Source organism: uncultured Brevundimonas sp. (assembly GCF_963975535.1).
Taxonomy (GTDB): Bacteria; Pseudomonadota; Alphaproteobacteria; order Caulobacterales; family Caulobacteraceae; genus Brevundimonas.
This window is the reverse complement of sequence record NZ_CAXBHE010000001.1, coordinates 203,087-221,226: the sequence shown is the minus strand read 5'-3', so window position 1 is coordinate 221,226 and position 18,140 is coordinate 203,087. Positions and strand designations below refer to the sequence as shown.

Here is an 18,140-nt window from a genome sequence, read left to right as displayed (position 1 = left end):
GGGCAGACGGTCGCACCGAATCCGGATGACGGTCGCCGAAACCCCGGCTAGCTTCGCGGCCATGCGCACCCTTCTTCTCGCCTCCACCTTCCTCCTGGCCGCCGGATCGGCCGCTGCCCAGTCACCGGCGGGGGGGATGGATATCCTGACGCCCGAGCGGGTGTTCGCCAACCCGTCGCTGGCCGGGCCGGTGGCACGGGGGGTGACCCTGTCGCCGGACGGCGAGCTGGTGGCCTTCCTGCGCTCGCGCGAGGATGACGTCGATGTGCTGGACCTGTGGGCCGCTCCGACGGGGGAGGGGGAGCCGTTCAAGCTGATCGACGCCCGCGCCCTGGTGCCGGACGCGGGTGAACTGTCGGAGGCCGAAAAGGCCCGGCGCGAGCGGATGCGCATCAGCCAGCGTGGCGTGGTCGAATATTCGTGGGACGAGCAGGGGCGCTACATCCTGGCCCCGCTGGAAGGCGATGTCTTCCTGGCCAGCCGGTCCGACGGCACCGTGCGTCGTCTGACCGAAACCGCGGCCGATGAGATTGACGCCAAGGTCTCGCCGCGAGGCAACTATGTTTCCTTCGTTCGGGACCAGGATCTGGTCGTCCATGATCTGGCGACCGGCGGCGAGACCGAAGTGACCACGGACGGTGACGGCCTGATCACCTGGGCCACGGCCGAGTTCATCGCCCAGGAGGAGATGGATCGCGATACCGGCTACTGGTGGAGCCCCGACGAACGCTACATCGCCCTGCAGCGCACCGATGAATCGACCGTCGATGTGATCCCGCGCCTCGACATCACCGGCGGCGGGGCCAGCGTGATCGAGCAGCGCTATCCGCGCGCCGGTCGGCCCAATGCCGTGGTCGATCTTTATGTGCACGACCGCGAGAGCGGCGAGCGGGTCCAGGTCGATCTGGGGGCGAACAGCGACATCTACCTGGCCCGGGTCAACTGGTCGGCCGACGGCCGCACCCTGTATGTCCAGCGCGAGTCGCGTGACCAGAAGACGCTGGACCTGTTGAGGGTCGATCCGGCCACGGGCGCGTCGCGGGTGATCCTGACCCAGAGATCCGACGCCTGGGTCTCCCTGACCCATGACTTCAAGGTGCTGGAGAACGGCAATTTCATCTGGTCGTCGGAAGAGAACGGCTGGCGGCACCTGTATCTGTATGACCGCAACGGCCGGCGGCTGCGGGCGATCACGCGCGGTCCGTGGCCGGTCAAGAGCCTGAACGGCGTCAACCAGGCCACGGGCGAGGTCTTCTTCACCGCCTCGATGCGCGACGGCCGTGAGTTGCCGATCGAGCAGCAGCTGTTCCGGGCCAGCCTGAACCGGACCGTGGCCCCGGTGGCGGTGACCCCGGCGGGCGGCTGGTGGAGTGCCTCGGTCAACAAGACCGGTACCGCCTTCGTCGGCAACTATTCCGATCCGGACACCCCGTCGCAGTCGGGCCTGTACCGGGCCGACGGCAGCTTCGTGCGCTGGATCGAGGAGAACCGGCTGGATGAGGCCCATCCCTTCTTCCCCTATGCCGGCCGGCAGCAGGATCCGACATTCGGCACGCTGGACAGTCATGGCCAGACCCTGGTCTGGCAGATGACGACACCGCCGGACTTCGATCCGTCGAAGACCTATCCGGTGGTGATGCAGGTCTACGGCGGACCGTCTGGCGGCGGGGTCAAGCGGGCCTGGCAGAGCGCCAACAATCAACTGTTGACCGAGGCCGGATACATCATCTTCCGGCTCGATAATCGCGGCGAGGGCGACCGGTCCGCCGCGTTCAAACAGGCCCTGTATCTGCGGATGGGTCAGCCTGAGATCGAGGATCAGGTGTTGGCAGCCAACTATCTGAGGTCGCTGCCATTTGTCGACGACAGCCGCATCGCGGCCATGGGCTGGAGCTATGGCGGCTTCATGACCCTGCACATGCTGACCGAGCCGGCGATGGGCCTGACCTCGGCCATCTCGGGCGCGCCGGTCACGGACTGGAGCCTGTACGACACGCACTACACGGAGCGGTTCATGTCGACGCCCCAGGCCAATCCGGAAGGCTATGCGGCCTCGGACGTGGTCGACCAGCTGGACCGGCTGACCGGCCGCCTGCTGCTGATGCACGGCATGGCCGATGACAATGTCATCCTCGAGAATTCGACCCGGGTGATCGATGCGCTGCAGAGCCGCAGCATACCGTTCGAACTGATGCTCTATCCCGGCCAGCGCCATGGGGTGCGTGGCAACGAAAGGCAGCTGCAGCAATGGCGCACCTATCTGGACTTCCTCGACCGGACCATCGGGTCCCGGGCGATTAAGGTTCAATAAACCGCTCACCCCGGCAAAAGCCGGGGCCCAGTTCTTTCGCGACGCATAGCTTCAGGGACAACAGTCAATGCCAACGCCGACCTTCCCAACGTCCAAAGGACTGGGTCCCGGCTTTCGCCGGGATGAGCGGAAGTGGGGGACGGCCACCGCGCTCATGTTTGCGCTGATTGCCACCCCGGCGTTGGCGCAGGATGTCTCCCCGGAAGTGGAACCCGCGCTGGAAGCCGCGCAGGCGCAGTGCGGATACTTGCCGCATGCGATTTCGACCCAGGCCCTGGAAGACCCGGGGGCGGACTTTCGGGTCGTCGCGTTCAATCAATGCGTTGGTGACGCGATCACGGATCGGGCAATCATTCGCTGGGCGATGCCCGGACCAATTGAATTCTGGTCACGGCGACAGGGAAACATCCGTGGCCTGCCCATCCTGCTGAAGGACAACATCGAGACGCGCGACATGCCGACCACGGCCGGGTCCCTGGCGCTGGTCGACAACGCCCCCGGCCGCGACGCGCCGCTGGTGGCGCGGCTGCGGGAAGCCGGGGCCACCATCCTCGGCAAGACCAATCTGTCGGAGTGGGCCAATATCCGGTCGTCCAATTCGATCAGCGGCTGGAGCGCGGTCGGGGGGCAGACGCGCAATCCCTATGATCCCGAGCGCACGCCGTGCGGCTCGTCGGCGGGCAGTGCGGTGGCGGTGGCCATCGGCCTGGCTCCGGCGGCGATCGGGACCGAGACCAATGGCTCGATCGTCTGCCCGGCCTCGGTCAATGGTGTGGTCGGGTTCAAGCCGACCGTCGGGCTGGTGTCGCGCACCCACATCGTGCCGATCAGCCATTCGCAGGACACCGCCGGGCCGATCACCACCACGGTCGAGGACGCGGCCATCATTATGACGGTCATCGCCGGCTCGGACCCGCTGGATCCGGCCACGGTCGAGGCCGATGCGCGCAGGGTCGACTATCGCGCGGCGCTGGACGCCAACAGCCTGCAGGGGGCCCGGATCGGGGTGATGCGGTTCCTACTGACCAACTATTCGACCGAAACCCGGGCGGTGTTCGAGCAGACTCTGCAGGCCCTGCGCGACGCGGGTGCGGAACTGGTCGAGATCAACGAGGGGCCGGACATGCGGGCCATCGGCACGGCCAGTCGCCAGGTGCTGATGACCGAACTGAAGGTCGACCTGAACGCCTATCTGGCCTCGACCGATCCGGTGCAGGTGCCGACCCGGACCCTCGCGGACCTGATCGCCTTCAATGACGCCGAGCCGCGCGAGACGGTGCTGTTCGGCCAGGAGCTGTTCCTGGTGGCCGAGGCCACGAGGGGACTGGATGATCCCGAATACATCGCCGCCCGCGCCAGTTCGCTGCGCATGGCCGGGGTCGAGGGCATCGACCAGATGATGGCGGACAACCGCGTCGTGGTCCTGATTGCCCCGACCACCTCGCGCGCCTGGACCAATGACCCGGACGACGACGACCGGTCGCAGGGCTCGTCCAGCTCGCTGGCGGCGGTGGCCGGCTATCCGCACCTGACCGTACCGATGGGCTTCGACCGCGGCATGCCGGTGGGGATCAGCTTCATCGGCGGCCGGTGGGATGACGCGCGGGTCCTGTCGCTGGGCCATGCCTATGAGCTGAAGACCCAGGCGCGGCGCGCACCGGCGATCGCCAAAGTGACCCCGTGACCGCGCCCGGTGCCCGGCTGCGGCACCCGGCGTAGCCCTCATGAAAAAGCCCCGGCGCGATGGCCGGGGCTTGATGACTTCCGGGATCGTCGATCAGGCGGGGGCCTTGACCGTGCGCAGATAGGGCAGCTTGACGTCGACGTCGCCGAACTTCGCCCTGGCATCCTCGGTCGAGACCGACAGGGCGACGATCACGTCCTGACCGGGCACCCAGTTGGCCGGCGTGGCCAGCGGCATCCCGTCCGTGGCCTGAACCGCGTCGAGCGCGCGCAGGATCTCGGCGAAATTGCGCCCCACCGACATCGGGTAGGCCATGGTCAGCCGCACCTTCCTGTCCGGGCCGACGATGAACACCGTGCGCACCGAGGCGGAGTCTGCGGCCGTGCGCCCGTCGGGCATATAGGCGTCGGCGGGCAGCATGTCGTACAGCTTGGAGACGGTGAGCGAGGTGTCGTCGATGATCGGGAAGTTGGCCGGCGCGCCGGCGACCTTTTCGATATCGGCCTTCCATTTCACATGGTCGTCGACGCTGTCGACAGACACACCGATCACCTTCGTCCTGCGCTTTTCGAACTCCGGGGCGAGCTGCGCCACGGCCCCGAATTCGGTGGTGCAGACCGGGGTGAAGTCCTTGGGGTGCGAGAACAGGATCGCATAGTGGTCGCCGATCCAGTCGTGAAACCGGATCTGGCCCGCGGTCGAATCCGCCGTGAAATCGGGAGCAGTATCGTTGATGCGCAGACCCATCGGGCAATCTCCTGTCAGCAAAAAATTCAAGGTCGTGCCTGGACATAGGCCTTCCTGACGCCCCCTGCCAGACCGCGCGGAACCTGGAATCGGCCAGACCGTTGGGCGATCATGGAGAAGATGTTCATCCGTATGGCCAGCGCCACCGCCCGGATGGCGGGCAAGCCCTGGACCTTTCTGGCCTGTCTCGGGATCGTCATGGCCTGGGCGGCGTCGGGACCGGTGTTCGGGTTCAACGAGACCTGGCAGCTGGTGATCAATACCGGCACGACCATCGTCACCTTCCTGATGGTGTTCCTGATCCAGAATACCCAGAATCGGGACGCCTCGGCGATGCATGCCAAGTTGGACGAACTGCTGCATGCCGTGCGCGGGGCCGAGGAGCGGTTCATCGGCATCGAACATCTGACCGACCACGAGCTGGCGCTAATTCTCGCTGAAGTGGAGGCCCGCAGCCGGAAGATCCATGCCCGGCCGGGCCCGCGAGGAGCCGGATCGACCCGCGCAGGTCGCGGCAGGCCGGCAGGGTCCTGACCTGTTCGGAAGTCCGGGGGGGGCGGGCGCTGGACAGGGCGACGATTCTCCCCCCACCTTGTCGGGGGGATTCCAAAAGTGGTTGATATAACGGTGGTATTGGCGATCCGATCATGAAGTCGGGCGCGACGAACGACGTCCGCACGACAGGGCCCCGCCTCGTGGTGTTGCTGGGACTGGCGCATTTCGCGGGGTATGCCGACCGCGCCATTCCGGCCGTGTTCGCGCCGGGACTGAAGGCAACCTTCGGTTTGAGCGACGCCCAGCTGGGAGCCCTGCAAGGGGCCCCGTTCATTCTGAGCTATGTCCTGGCGACACTGTGGGCCGGGCGGCGGACCACCCGGCAGGTGCGACCGGGCACTCATGTCGGTCTGTGCATCCTGCTCTGGACCGCAGCTGCCGTCGTCTTCGCCCTGGCCCCCGACTATCCGACCCTGCTGGGCGGGCGGATGGTGTTCGGCCTCGGTCAGGCGGCGTTCGCGCCGGTGGCCCTGGCGATGCTGGCCACCGCCAACCCGATCGCCGGAATCCAGCCGGTCGGCATTTTCACGGCCGGGTCGGCCACTGGACGTAGCGGCGGCATGCTGCTGGGTGGACTGGTGCTGACGCTGGCGGCTGCCAGCGGGCTGACGGCGGTGCTCGAGCCGTGGCGGATCGCAGCCCTGTTGATGCTGGTTCCCAATCTGCTTCTGGCCGTCAGCTTTCTGGCGCGGCGGACCTCGGGACCCGCGCCGGAACCGGCCGGCGGCGGACTGGCCGACGCCCTGCGCTGGGTGACCGGCCGGCCGTGGACACTCACCCTCTATATGGTCGCCGCCTGCGGTATGGTGATGATGGTCCAGTCCCTGGCGGCGTGGAGTCCGTCCATCATCGGGCGGCAGTTCGGCATGGATCCGGCCGCCGCCGCGGTGCTGGTCGGCGTCGTGACCCTGCTGGCGGCCCCGGCCGGCCATCTGCTGGCCGGACGCACCGGAACCTCTCGGTTTCTTGCCGCGCGCGGACCCGGCCTGGCCCTCGGGGTCAGCGCGGCCCTGGCGATTCCGGCGGTGATCGGACTGAGCCTGGCCTCGACGCCGGACGTGGCGTCAGCCTGTCTGGCGGCCCTGATCGTCGCCAGCGGTTTCGGTGCCGCGATGGCGCTGATCGGCCTGCAGGACCTGGCACCGGCTCCGTGCCGGCGCGGCATGAACAGCCTGTTTCTGGTGCTGGTGACGATATTCGGGACGGCGGCCGGTCCGCTGATCACCGGCACAGTCAGCGACCGGATCGCCGCCAACGGCCTGGCGCTGAGCCTGGCCCTGGCCATCGTGGTGACGGGGGCAGCGGTGGTCGTAATGGCGGCCAGCCTTGCCGGAGCCCGCCGCTGGCGGCGTCTCGCCGCCGATGTCCGGACCGGAACCGTCCGGTCCGACGACCCGCAAACCGTTTGTTGAGATGTCGCGTCCCCATGCCTGACCAGTTCCAGTTTTCGAGTGCCGCCTTCGCCGAAGCGGAAGGGTTCGCGCATTACGTCCGGCTTTACAGTGGCGGCTCCGATGTCAGCCGTGGCGCGGGCCGCTTTCATGCCCGCGTGCGCGCCTGGCGGATGGCCAATCTGCTGCTGTTCGAACGGTACCTGTCGGGCGTCGTCCATGCGCGGACGGGACGGGCGAATACCGATGGCTTCGACCATATCGTCGTCACCCTTGTGCTGGCCGGTCGGGTAACCGGTAGTGCGGACAGCGGCTTCGGCGGGGTGGAAGCGGGTGACATCTATCTGACCGATACGCTGCGCCCGTCCCGAACGGAGTTCCACGCAGCCCATGTCCTGACCGCGAGTGTCGCCCGGACCCTGGTCGGCGTCGCCATGGGGAGCCATGCCGGCCTGCACGGGCGGGTTCTGAAGGCACCGGAAAACCTTGTGCTGGCGGATTTCATGCAGTCGCTCGTCCGCCACGGCGATCTCCTGCGCCCGGAGGTCCTGGCCAGCCTGGGCCGCGCCTTCATCGACGTCCTGTCCTCGGCCGCCGTCGTCGACCTGCCCGGCGGCGGAGAGGCCCGGCGCAAGGATTTCGTGCGGCGGGAGGCCGTCAAGCGGCATATCCTCGACAATCTCGGCCGTCGGGACCTGTCGGTTGAGTCGATCAGCAAGGCGACCGGCATCTCGCGGTCCGGGCTGTATCGCCTGTTCGAACTGGAAGGGGGCATCGCCGGGCTGATCCTGGGCCGGCGGCTGGAAGCGGTCCGAACCGCTCTCGATCGACGGGCCAATGCCACGCCCGACGGGCTGGCGGAGCAGTTCGGGTTCTCGGACGCGACGGCAATGGGCCGGTCGTTCGTCGAGGCCTATGGCATGTCGGTGCTGGCCTACCGCAAGACCGTTGCGGCGACCGCGCCCGGGGACAGCGAGGACAGCCAGCGCCGCTGGGAAAGCTGGCTGACCGAGATCATCTGACTTCGCCGCATGGCGGCCCGCCCGCCACATAGATGGTGCAGGTCGAGGAGTCGCCGGTCAGGGGATTGGCGAACGGCACGACCTGGGCCACCGGATTCGTGAAGACACGCCCCAGCAGTTCGATAAAGGGCCCGTCAGGCGCGTCGTCAGACCAGAGGGCGAAGACCCCGCCGGGGGTCATCCAGGACTTCATGCGGGCCAGGCCCTCGGCCGTGTAGAAGCGGGCATGGGCGGGATGCAGCAGTCGGCAGGGCGAATGGTCGATGTCGAGCAGGATGACGTCCCACAGTCCGCCCTCATCAGGGTCAGCATCGAACAGGCTGAAGAAATCGGCGTGGGTCAGGGTGCAGCGGGGATTGGCCCCGAGGCTCTCGCCGATCGGCACCAGTCCTTCGCGGTGCCAGTCGATCACCGCCTCGATCGCGTCGGCGACCTCGACCGAGGCGACCCGGGGGTCGGCCAGGGCCGCCTGCGCCGTGTAGCCGAGACCCAGGCCGCCGACGAGCACCTTGCATGCGTCGCCTGACGCCCGGGCCAGGCCGAGGGTGGCCAGCTCGGTCTCGCCGACCGTGAACAGACTCGACATCAGATGCTCGTCGCCCAGGATGACCTCGACCACGTCGCGATCCAGGGCCGAAACCCAGCGCCGCCGCAGGACGATCGGTCCCATGGGGGTGGGGCGGTAATCCAGTTCCTCGATCAGACGCGACAAACAACGACTCCTGGCAACAGATGTGAGCCGTCACCATCGACCATCGACCCGCGGGATGCACGCGATGATCGTCGCGACCCGGGGGCGGGGGCCTGACGCGGAACAATCCCGACATTGCCGTACCCGCCGAAAATGCTAGGCAGAAGGCCTGACACCGTCGGCCGGAGTGTCGGGGCGCGAACCGCGACCCGACCGGTCGGAAAGGCCCCGCTCGTGAGATCTGTCACCGCCCTGATCCTGGCCCTGTTCCTGACCTCTGCTGCAGGCGCGGTGCAGGCGACTCCGCGCGTCGACCCGGGCCTTCAGGTCGCGCCGGTGGCGGCGGACGTCCCGCCCGCCCGGCCGGCCGAGATCACCGTGGAAGCGGCAGAGCAGCAGGCCCGGCTGGAAGCCGCCCGGCGCGCCCGGTCGGCCGCCCAGCGACAGATCGAGACGGAACAGCGCGAACTGGCGGCCTATGCGGAGACCCTGACGGCGGCCGAGGCCGCACTGGATGCCGTGGCACAACGGCACGCCCTGGAGACCGAGGCGGCTCTGGGATTACGCCAGCAGGCGCTGGAGGCGCGTAGCGACCCTGCCAGGGCTGACGCCGTCTATGCCGACCTCCGCGCCGAGTTGCGGGCCACGCGCCAGCGGCTGGGGGCCACGCTCGACGCCATGCAGGGCCAGGCCGACCTGCCGTCCCTGCCGCCCGCCACAGCCGATTCCCTGGCCCCGGGTGTCGAGCGGACCGCCGTGCGGGTGCAGCGCGGCGTCCTGGAGGCGCGACGGGCGCAACTGGCCGTCCGCCTGCACGACGGCAACCGGACCGAGGCCCGCCTGTTACTGGTCCGCCTGACCACCCTGAACGAGGCGCGCCTCGATCTGCTGCCGCATCTGTCCGCCGCAAAGCGGCGTGCCACGACCGGCTTTACCCCGGCAGGCTGGAACCAGGTTTCGGCCGAGTTCGAGCATCTGGTGCTGATCGTCCGCTACCACGCCCATACGCTGGTGGAGGCGACGCGATCGGGCGTGATCGGACGGGATATCCTGTCCGCCAGCGCCCTGCTGGCGGCGTCCACCCTGTTGTGGATCCTGGCCCTGGCCGGTTTCGCGCTGTGGCGGGCCACCGCGCGGCGGGTCCTGCCGCTGTGGGAGCAGAGTCTGCAGGAGAAGCATCTGGCGACCCTGCGGTCGACGCCCGACCCGCGTCTGTGGGCTCTGCGCCTGTTCATAGCCGTGCGCGGTCCGCTGGAATGGCTGATCATGCTGTTTGTGCTGCGGGCGTCGCTGCCCACGCACGTGCAGAACCTGCTGGAAGTCGAGATCATCGGACTGGTGGTCGGCTGGACGCTGATCGCGGCCGTGGCCTCCCGCTTGCTGGATGCCCTGCTTGGCGCCGGCAATGACCGGATGGGCCGACGCGCGCGCGAGCTGGGCCCGTTGCGCCTGCGCTCGATGCGGCTGGCGACCAATGTGGTGGTCGGGTTCATCCTGGTGCTGACATTGACGGCCAAGCTCGTCGGCAAGGGGGCCTTCTACAATTGGGTGGCCTCCACCGGGTGGCTGGCAGCCCTGCTGACCATGCTGATCCTCATCATCTGGTGGCGGGGTGAGGTCTTCGCGCAGCTTGAGCGGCATCGGCGCCCCAGTGCGTTGCAGCGCTGGGTGCTGGACAATCGCACGGGCCGCACCGCGCCGGTCGCCGCGTTGCTGGGCACTGCGGACGTCGTGATCCGCAGTACCAGCCGGACGATCCGAACCGTCGGCAGTCGCTTCATCTCGGTGCGGCGCACCCTGGCCTTCCTGTTTCGGCAGCAACTGAGCCGTGCCGACCTGAACACGGTGTCGGACCTCGTGCCCTTGCCGGAAGACGCCTTCGCCAGCCTGTCGCCCGAGGTGCACGGCGAGACCTGGGTGGTGACCCGGCTGGAGCCGACGCTGGATCTGCTGGTCCAGCGCAGCGCGGGCGGTCTGGTGGTGCTGGTCGGCGAGCGCGGCGCGGGCAAGACCGCGGCGCTCAGGCGGTTGCAGCAGCGAATGGACGATGCCCGGCTGGTCACGGCCACGGAACTGCTTGCCGAAAGGAAGCCGCGCCGCGCGGCGTCGCGCGTCCGGGAGCCGGCGGCGGAACCGGCGGTGATGCTGGTCGATGAGCTTGAGGCCCTGGTCCATTTCGATGTCGGAGGACTGGCGGCTCTGGATGCCTTCCTGGACCTCGCCCGCGAGACCGCTGACCGAACGCTGTGGGTGCTGGCGATCGATAGCGCCGTCTGGGACCTGGTCTGCCGGCTGCGCAGCGCGCGCACCGCGTTCAACACGGTGATCGAGGTGCCGCACTGGACCGACACGGCGATCGCCGAACTGCTGCAGTCCCGGGTCGCCGGGGCCGGGATCACGCCGGGCTATGACCGGATGATCGAGGATATCGCCGATCTGGACGACATCGACCGCCGTGAGGCGGTGGAGGCCAAGAACGCCGCCTTCATGCTGTTGTTGTGGGACGCGTCGGACGGGAATCCGGGAGTCGCCCTGCATCTGTGGCGGTCGGTGCTGGGGGTGGCCGCGGACGGCTCGGTGTTCGTGCGCCCGCTGCACCCGGTGGTCGAGGCGGCGATCGAACGCCTGCCGCTGGAAGCCCTGTTCGTCTATCGGGCGGTGCTGCGCCGGACCGGGGCCACGCCGGAGGAGATCGTCGCGGCGACGCGTCTGTCCGCCGGTGTGGTGGCCGATGTGCTGCGATCCGGCGTCCAGGACGGGCATCTGCTGGTTCGGAACGACGGTTACCATGTGTCCTGGGACTGGTACCGGGCCCTGACCCGCAGTCTGGTCCGTCGTCATCTGGGGAGGGTCGTATGATCCGCCGTGTCACATCCGTCCTGCGCCCGGCAGCGCTGGGCATCGCGGTGGCCCTGGTCACCGCCGGAGCCGCGCGGGCCCAGGAGCAGGTCGACCTCAGCCAATTGGCCGGGTTCATCCAGTGGGGCGGGGTGGCCGCCTCGGTCGTCGTCTTTGTCCTGGCGCTCGCCCTGCTGCGCGGGCTGGAACATCTGTCGGCAACCCTGTGCGAGCGTTTCGTCAGCCGGCGGCCGACGATCCAGATGGTCGAATCGGCCTCGCGCTTCATCGTCTACCTGCTCACCATCATCATCGCCGTGCGGCTGAGCCTGAGGATGGATGCGACGGCCCTGACCGTGATCGGTGGGGGCCTCGCCTTCGCCGTCGGCTTCGCCATGCGCGATCTGGTGGCGGCGGTGATCGCCGGGATCACCATCATGTTCGACCGGCCGTTCCAGGTCGGGGACCGGGTCGAATACGCCGGCCAGTACGGCGATGTCGTCAAGATCGGTCTGCGCAGCGTGCGGATGAACACGCTGGACCACAACGTCATCACCATTCCCAACAACAAGGTGCTGACCGACGTCACCTCCAGCGGCAACTACGGGGCCCTGGAGATGCAGGTGCCGTTCGAAATGGTGATCGGTGCCGATGAGGATCTGGAACTGGCGATGACCCTGGTCCAGGAGGCCTGTCTGACCAGCCCCTATGCCTATCTGGACGAGCCGGCCCCGGTGCTGGCCCGACACGTGCTGGAGGGCAATTTCGTGATGATCCGGATCATCGCCCGGCCCTATGTGTTTGAAGCCAAGCACGAGAAGAGCTTTGAAACCGACGTGACCCTGAGGGTGCGGCGCGCCTTTCGCGAACATGGCATCGCCGCCCCGACCGTGGTTCTCCGCCGGGCCTGAACGGGCGGTACTGGCGGGCGGCGTTCCGGGCGGCGTTCTTGCCCCCGCGGCTGCTAGACCGACAGCGCTGTCGCCACGGCATGGGCGAGTTGCGCCTGGGTGAAGGGTTTGGCCAGTCTGGGCAGACCAGGTTTCTGCGGGACGGGGCGCTCACCCAGGTCCGCGTATCCTGTTGCGAGAATGATCGGCAGGACCGACCCGCCCTCTCTTATGCGGCGCGCCAGCTCCGTGCCGGTCATGCCCGGCATGACTTCATCGGTGACCACGAGGGTGATTTCGGGACGCGCCGCCAGATGGCTCAGCGCCTCCTCACCCGATGCGGCGGTCAGAACCTGGCGACCCAGATCTTCGAGCATCGCCGCCGTGTTCATCAGGACCAGGTTGTCATCATCGACGACAAGAACGAGACCGGCGCGATCGATGGGGCCTGATTGCCTGGAGGGGCCGGGCTGTTCGGTGGCCGCAGGCGTCGTCGTCGCCGGGAACCAGAGCTCGATCCGCGTGCCCTTTCCCGGTGTGCTCTCGATCGCAAGCGTGCCGCCCGACTGGGCCGTGAGCCCATGGACCATCGAGAGGCCCAACCCCGTACCCTTGCCGACGCCCTTGGTGGTGAAGAAGGGCTCCGAGGCCCTCGCCAGAATCTCGGGCGGCATGCCCTGGCCGGTGTCCGCGACGCAGAGGACCACATAGGCACCGGCTGACAGCTCGCCGCGGCCCTGGTCGAGGTGCCGGAGGTCGGCGGACATCGTGACCGTGCCGCCCGACGGCATCGCGTCGCGCGCGTTGACCACCAGGTTCAGCACGGCGGCCTCGAGCTGATTGGCGTCGGTCAGAACCCGGGGCAGGTCGGCCGGGAAGTCGAGCGTCATCTGGACGCCGGCTCCGATGGTGCGCTGGATGAAATCGAACATCCCTCGTACCAGCACCGAAAGGTCCACCGCTTCCATCTGCAGGTCCTGCTTTCGTGCGAAAGCCAGCATGCGCCTGGTCAGGGTCGCACCACGCTCCGCGCCCTGGACGGCGTTTTCGAGCAGGGGGGTGATGCGCGGATCATACGGCAGGCGTTTGCGGACCAGCTCCAGGCTGCCGAGGATGGCACCCAGCAGATTGTTGAAGTCGTGGGCGATGCCGCCGGTCAGGCTCCCGATCGCCTCCATCTTCTGCGCCTGGAAGAGCGACTGCTGCGCTGCGGCCAGGGCCTGATCGTTTGCGATCCGCTCGGTGATGTCCCGCGTGACCTTGGCGAAGCCGATGACCTCGCCCTGGTCGTTGCGGATGGCGTCGATGACCACATGCGCCTGGAATTGGGTGCCGTCCTTTCTGACGCGCGCGCCCTCCCGTTCGAACCGGCCTTCGGCGACGGCGGTTTCCAGCGCCTTCATCGGCCATTGCGCCTTCCGGTCGGCGTCGGTGTAGAAGGTCGAGAAATGGCGACCGATGATCTCGTCGGCCCGGTAACCCTTGATCCGCTCCGCCCCGGCGTTCCAGCTGACAACCGTCCCCGCCCGGTCGAGCATGTAGATCGCATAGTCGGTGACGCCCTCGACCAGCAGCCGAAACTGTTCCTGGCTGGTGTGGAGCGCATCCTCCGCCGCCTTCCGCTCCGAGAGGTCCCGCGTGATCTTGGCGTAGCCGATCAGCTCACCGTCGGATGACCGTATCGGGTCGATGATCACATGCGCCCAGAAGCGGCTTCCGTCCTTGCGGAGCCGCCAGCCCTCGGCCTCGAACTGGCCCGTTTCCGATGCCTGGCGCAGCGCCGCCGCGGGGGCACCGGCCCTGCGGTCCTCCGGGGTATAGAAGCGCGAGAAATGCCGGCCGATGATTTCCTGGGGCTGGTATCCCTTGAACCTTTCGGCCCCGCGATTCCAGCTGCTGACCCGGCCGTCGGCATCCAGCATATAGATCGCATAGTCGGTGATGGCGTCGACCAGCAGCCGGTATCGGGCGTCGTCGTTCAGCGGTCCGTCGCGTGCTGACGTCAAGAGTCGCATCTCCCCCTGCCGGATCAGGCGCGCGCGCGCCGGGACCCGCCGTCGTTCGTTAACTCTGCGGCCATGGACTTGGTTCCTGGGAGTCCGGTCGGGCGATATCCCGGGTCGTCGCCGCTGAGCACAATTCGTCCTGCCGGGATGGGTGATGGCGGGGAACCGGGGGCCTGCACCCGTGTCCGGGGAAGAGGGGGGCAGCCCCTTGTGCTCGGAGCACCGGATCGTCGGCACGGTCGTCAGGCGGCTGATCCCAAATCGATGCGCAGGATCAATATTCCGATCGTTTCGAATATTAGACAAGCTATATCAGGGCTCTACCGTTGCAAAGAAATAGGCTTGCGGGTCGGAGACGGCGGGCCGTCTAATGTCGTCTCGTGGAAGGGGGGCACAATGCAGAACGGACCGACCGACCTGAGTGCCTTCTGGATGCCCTTTACGGCCAACCGCGATTTCAAACAGTCGCCGCGCCAGCTCGGTTCAGCCGAGGGGATGCACTATTATACACCCGAGGGCCGCCCGGTGTTGGACGGGACCGCGGGGTTGTGGTGCGTCAATGCCGGGCATGGGCGCAGGGCGATTGTCGACGCCATCTCCGAGCAGGCCGCGACACTGGACTATGCGCCGACGTTTCAGCTGGGCCATCCCAAGGTGTTCGAGCTGGCCACGCGACTGGCCGACCTGTTGCCCGGTGACATCAACAAGGTGTTCTTCGCCGGTTCGGGCTCGGAGGCCGTGGATACGGCGCTGAAGATCGCGCTGTCCTATCACCGCGCCAACGGTCAGCCGGAGCGCACGCGGTTTGTCGGCCGCCAGCGCGGCTATCACGGCGTCGGTTTCGGCGGGATTTCAGTGGGCGGGCTGGAGAACAACCGGCGGGGTTTCTCCCTGCTGCCCGGGGTCGACCATCTGTCGCACACCCATAGCCTCGAGCATGCGGCCTTCACCCGCGGCCAGCCGGACTGGGGCGCGCATCTGGCCGATGAACTGGAGGCGCTGATTACCCGGCGCGGGGCGGGGACTATCGCCGCCGTCATCGTTGAGCCGCTGGCCGGGTCGACCGGCGTTCTGGTGCCGCCGGTCGGCTATCTGGAGCGGCTGCGGGCCATCAGTGAGCGCCATGGCGTGCTGCTGATTTTTGACGAGGTCATCACCGGCTTTGGTCGTCTGGGCGCGGCGACCGCAGCCGCGCTGTTCGACGTCATCCCCGATATGCTCGTCTGCGCCAAGGGTCTGACCAACGGGGCCGTGCCGATGGGCGCGGTCGGGGTGCGCGATTTTGTCCACGACATGATCGTGGACGCCAGCGCGGGCGGTATTGAGTTTTTCCACGGCTATACCTATTCGGGCCATCCGCTGGCTGCGGCCGCTGGATTGGCGACGTTGAACATCTATGCCGAAGAGGGCCTGTTCCAGCGGGCCGGCGATCTGGCCCCCCTGTGGCAGGAGCAGGTGCATCGACTGGGCAAGCTTGCCAACGTGATCGACATTCGAAATCTGGGCCTTGTGGCGGGGATCGAGCTGTCGGCGCGGACCGGTGCGCCCGGCGCGCGGGGGACCGCGGTCTTTCAGGCCTGTTTCGACCGGGGCGTTCTGGTTCGCGTGACCGGAGACACGATCGCCCTGTCACCACCCTTGACCGTCTCGCCCGACCAGATCGCGCAAATGCTCGACTGCGTGGCTGACGTTATTCACCAAACCCAATGACCACCCGGTTCACAATGAGGGGAAGATTGCCATGAGACAGTACCGCGCCGGTGCTTCGATTTTCGTTCTTGCAGTCGCCGCCTCGACTGCCGCCATGGCCCAGACGGCCCCGGCGGCCCGCCCCCAGGCCGCCACAGCCCTGGACGACGTCATCGTGACCGCCCAGCGGCGCGAACAGGCGGCACAGGATGTCGGCATCGCGCTCAGCGTGCTGTCCGGTGAGGCGCTGACCAATCGCGGCATCACCAACGTCAACCAGCTGCAGACGGCGACGCCCAACCTCGAGATCGAGCCCGCGTTCGGCGGCGGGGCGGCCCAGTTTCGCCTGCGCGGGGTCGGATTCCAGGACTATGCGTCGAACAACTCGCCGACCGTCGGCGTCTATGTGAACGAGGTGGCCTATCCGGTTCCGGTGATGACCCAGGGGCTGATTTTCGACATCGACCGGGTCGAGATCCTGCGCGGGCCGCAGGGCACGCTCTATGGCCGCAACACCACGGGTGGAGCTATCAGCTTCGTCACCCGCAGGCCGACAGAGGTCGTGAGCGCCGGGATCAAGGGCGAATACGCGACCTTTGATGCCGTTCAGCTCGAGGGCTATGTCTCGGGCCCGATCAGCGACACGGTGAAGGCTCGGCTGGCCGCCATGACCCAGCAGGGCGGGGGCTTCCAGTACAACCGGACCACCGGGGAATCGCTGGGCGATGCCGATCGCACCGGCTTGCGCGGTCTTCTGACCTTCGAACCGACGGCCGCCCTGTCGTTCACCCTGGATGTGCACGGCGGTATCGACAAGTCCGAGAACGAGGGCCTGTACCTGCTCAGCCCGCTGGTCACGCGTCTGGGCGGACCGGGCTCCGTCACCATTCCCGCCGACGTCGATCATCGCGCGACCGGCTGGGGGCTTTCACCCCGTTTCGCCGCCGAGATGGGGCGCGACGTCAATGCCAAGCCGGGCCGGGACAATTCGTCGTGGGGCACGTCCCTGAACGGCCACTACGATTTCGACACGATGCGGCTGACCAGCATCACCAGCTATGAAACCCTGGACCGCAGTGAATACGGGGACTGGGACTCCTCGTCCTCGGTCGAGGCGGACACCTTCTTCGCCAGTGACGTCAGCGTGTTCTCGCAGGAGTTCCGGCTGTCGTCGGACGCCGGGGGACCGCTGAACTGGGTCGCGGGCGTCTACTATTCGAAGCAGGAACTGGACGAGCGCTATTCGTCGGACTTCATCGATGTGTTCGGCACCTACGGTCAGGTGGCCTATGCCCAGGCGGTCGAGTCCTACAGCGTCTTCGGCCAGGCGGAATATCAGTTCAGCGACCGGTTCAAGGTGATCGGCGGCCTGCGCTACGAGGAGGAGACGCGCCGCCTCAACGGGTTCGGTACGGCGTTCGGCGGGGCCACCGCCCTGCCACCCACTTCGGTCGAGACCGAGATGACCCCGTTGACCGGCAAGGTCGCGCTGGAGTTCACGCCCGGCGACAACCTGCTGATCTACGGATCGTTCAGCCGCGGAGCCAAGTCCGGCGGCTTCACCACCTACAACACCGGCAGTGCCAGCGGCATCGCCCCGTTCCGGCCGGAAATCCTGCTCGCCTACGAAATCGGGTTCAAGGCGGATCCGACGCCGGCCTTCCAGCTGAACGGGGCCGCCTATTTCTATGACTATACCGACCAGCAGGTGCTGTCGGCGGTATGGGGGGTCAACGGGCCGGTCGGCAAATTCGCCAATGTGCCGTCGTCGGAAATCTACGGGGCCGAGCTGGAGGGTACCTGGCGGCCGGTGCCGAACCTGCGGATCACCCAGTCGATCAGCTACAAGCACGGCGAATACACCGACTTTTTCGATCTGGATGTCGCGGCGTCGCGACGGGCCAATGCGGCGGTCTTTGTCGACAAGTCGGGCGTGGAAATCCCGTTCCCGGCGGTCAGCTATGGCGGTTCGGCGGCCTATGACTGGCGGGCGGACCGTCTGGATGTCACGGCCGAGGTCAACTACAGCTATCGCGACGACTACCCGTCCTGGCTGGGTGTGAAATACGACGTGCCGTCCTACTGGCTGTTCAATGCCAGTGTGATGGTGTCGCCGCAGGCCGGACCGTGGTCCGCCGCCCTGTTCGTGCGCAACCTGTTCGACCAGGAATACGATCTGACCCGCAACTTCTTCACCACCGCCGATATCGCCCAGCCGGGCCGGCCGCGTACCTTCGGCGTGCGTCTGAGCTATCAGTACTGAGGCCCGGATCGACGGCCCGTCGCCCGTGCGCGCAGCGGACGCCGGCCGGTGGC

At 67.4% G+C, this 18,140-nt stretch carries 12 protein-coding genes; 9 read left to right on the top strand and 3 right to left on the bottom strand.

Going from position 1 to position 18,140, the window contains the following annotated elements; translation table 11 throughout:
* Window positions 1–25: 25 nt before the first annotated feature.
* Together AACZ75_RS00995 and AACZ75_RS00990 are read left to right on the top strand one after the other, a co-directional pair.
* Complete coding sequence (locus AACZ75_RS00995; RefSeq protein ID WP_339870685.1) at window positions 26–2,311, top strand: S9 family peptidase; 2,286 nt, start codon at window positions 26–28, stop codon at window positions 2,309–2,311.
* Window positions 2,312–2,675: 364 nt separating this feature from the next.
* Entirely contained in the window at window positions 2,676–3,995 is a 1,320-nt protein-coding gene (locus AACZ75_RS00990; protein ID WP_339870684.1) for an amidase, read from the top strand.
* A 93-nt stretch (window positions 3,996–4,088) separates the two neighbouring features.
* Here the strand turns inward: AACZ75_RS00990 and AACZ75_RS00985 are convergent, their stop codons facing one another.
* Window positions 4,089–4,742, bottom strand: a complete 654-nt coding sequence (locus AACZ75_RS00985) for a peroxiredoxin (protein ID WP_339870682.1) — start codon at window positions 4,740–4,742, stop codon at window positions 4,089–4,091.
* Between the two features lie 111 nt (window positions 4,743–4,853).
* Between AACZ75_RS00985 and AACZ75_RS00980 the strand changes: the two genes are divergently transcribed.
* The 3 genes from AACZ75_RS00980 to AACZ75_RS00970 all read left to right on the top strand — a co-directional run bounded on the left by AACZ75_RS00980 (window position 4,854) and on the right by AACZ75_RS00970 (window position 7,710).
* Entirely contained in the window at window positions 4,854–5,276 is a 423-nt protein-coding gene (locus AACZ75_RS00980) for a low affinity iron permease family protein (protein ID WP_339870681.1), read from the top strand.
* 113 nt (window positions 5,277–5,389) lie between these two features.
* Window positions 5,390–6,709: an MFS transporter gene (locus AACZ75_RS00975; protein ID WP_339870680.1), complete on the top strand. Its 1,320-nt coding sequence runs from the start codon at window positions 5,390–5,392 to the stop codon at window positions 6,707–6,709.
* A gap of 14 nt (window positions 6,710–6,723) precedes the next feature.
* Window positions 6,724–7,710, top strand: a complete 987-nt coding sequence (locus AACZ75_RS00970; RefSeq protein WP_339870679.1) for an AraC family transcriptional regulator — start codon at window positions 6,724–6,726, stop codon at window positions 7,708–7,710.
* Here AACZ75_RS00970 and AACZ75_RS00965 read toward each other — a convergent pair.
* Entirely contained in the window at window positions 7,703–8,422 is a 720-nt protein-coding gene (locus AACZ75_RS00965) for a hypothetical protein (protein ID WP_339870678.1), read from the bottom strand. The two genes, AACZ75_RS00970 and AACZ75_RS00965, sit on opposite strands and share 8 nt — an antisense overlap.
* Before the next feature lie 213 nt (window positions 8,423–8,635).
* Here AACZ75_RS00965 and AACZ75_RS00960 point away from each other — a divergent pair, with 213 nt between their 5' ends.
* Window positions 8,636–11,260: a hypothetical protein gene (locus tag AACZ75_RS00960; RefSeq protein WP_339870677.1), complete on the top strand. Its 2,625-nt coding sequence runs from the start codon at window positions 8,636–8,638 to the stop codon at window positions 11,258–11,260.
* Window positions 11,257–12,150: a mechanosensitive ion channel domain-containing protein gene (locus tag AACZ75_RS00955; RefSeq protein WP_339870675.1), complete on the top strand. Its 894-nt coding sequence runs from the start codon at window positions 11,257–11,259 to the stop codon at window positions 12,148–12,150. The genes AACZ75_RS00960 and AACZ75_RS00955 overlap by 4 nt, the downstream gene beginning before the upstream one ends.
* A gap of 53 nt (window positions 12,151–12,203) precedes the next feature.
* Here the strand turns inward: AACZ75_RS00955 and AACZ75_RS00950 are convergent, their stop codons facing one another.
* The gene (locus AACZ75_RS00950) at window positions 12,204–14,135 is read right to left on the bottom strand and encodes a PAS domain S-box protein (protein WP_339870674.1); all 1,932 of its coding nucleotides are present in this window, start codon (window positions 14,133–14,135) and stop codon (window positions 12,204–12,206) included.
* A gap of 396 nt (window positions 14,136–14,531) precedes the next feature.
* On the opposite strand from AACZ75_RS00950, the gene AACZ75_RS00945 reads away from it, so the two are divergent.
* Together AACZ75_RS00945 and AACZ75_RS00940 are read left to right on the top strand one after the other, a co-directional pair.
* A complete protein-coding gene (locus AACZ75_RS00945) occupies window positions 14,532–15,845 on the top strand; it encodes an aspartate aminotransferase family protein (RefSeq protein WP_339870673.1) in 1,314 nt (437 codons plus the stop codon).
* A gap of 31 nt (window positions 15,846–15,876) precedes the next feature.
* Complete coding sequence (locus AACZ75_RS00940) at window positions 15,877–18,087, top strand: TonB-dependent receptor (protein ID WP_339870672.1); 2,211 nt, start codon at window positions 15,877–15,879, stop codon at window positions 18,085–18,087.
* Window positions 18,088–18,140: the final 53 nt, after the last annotated feature.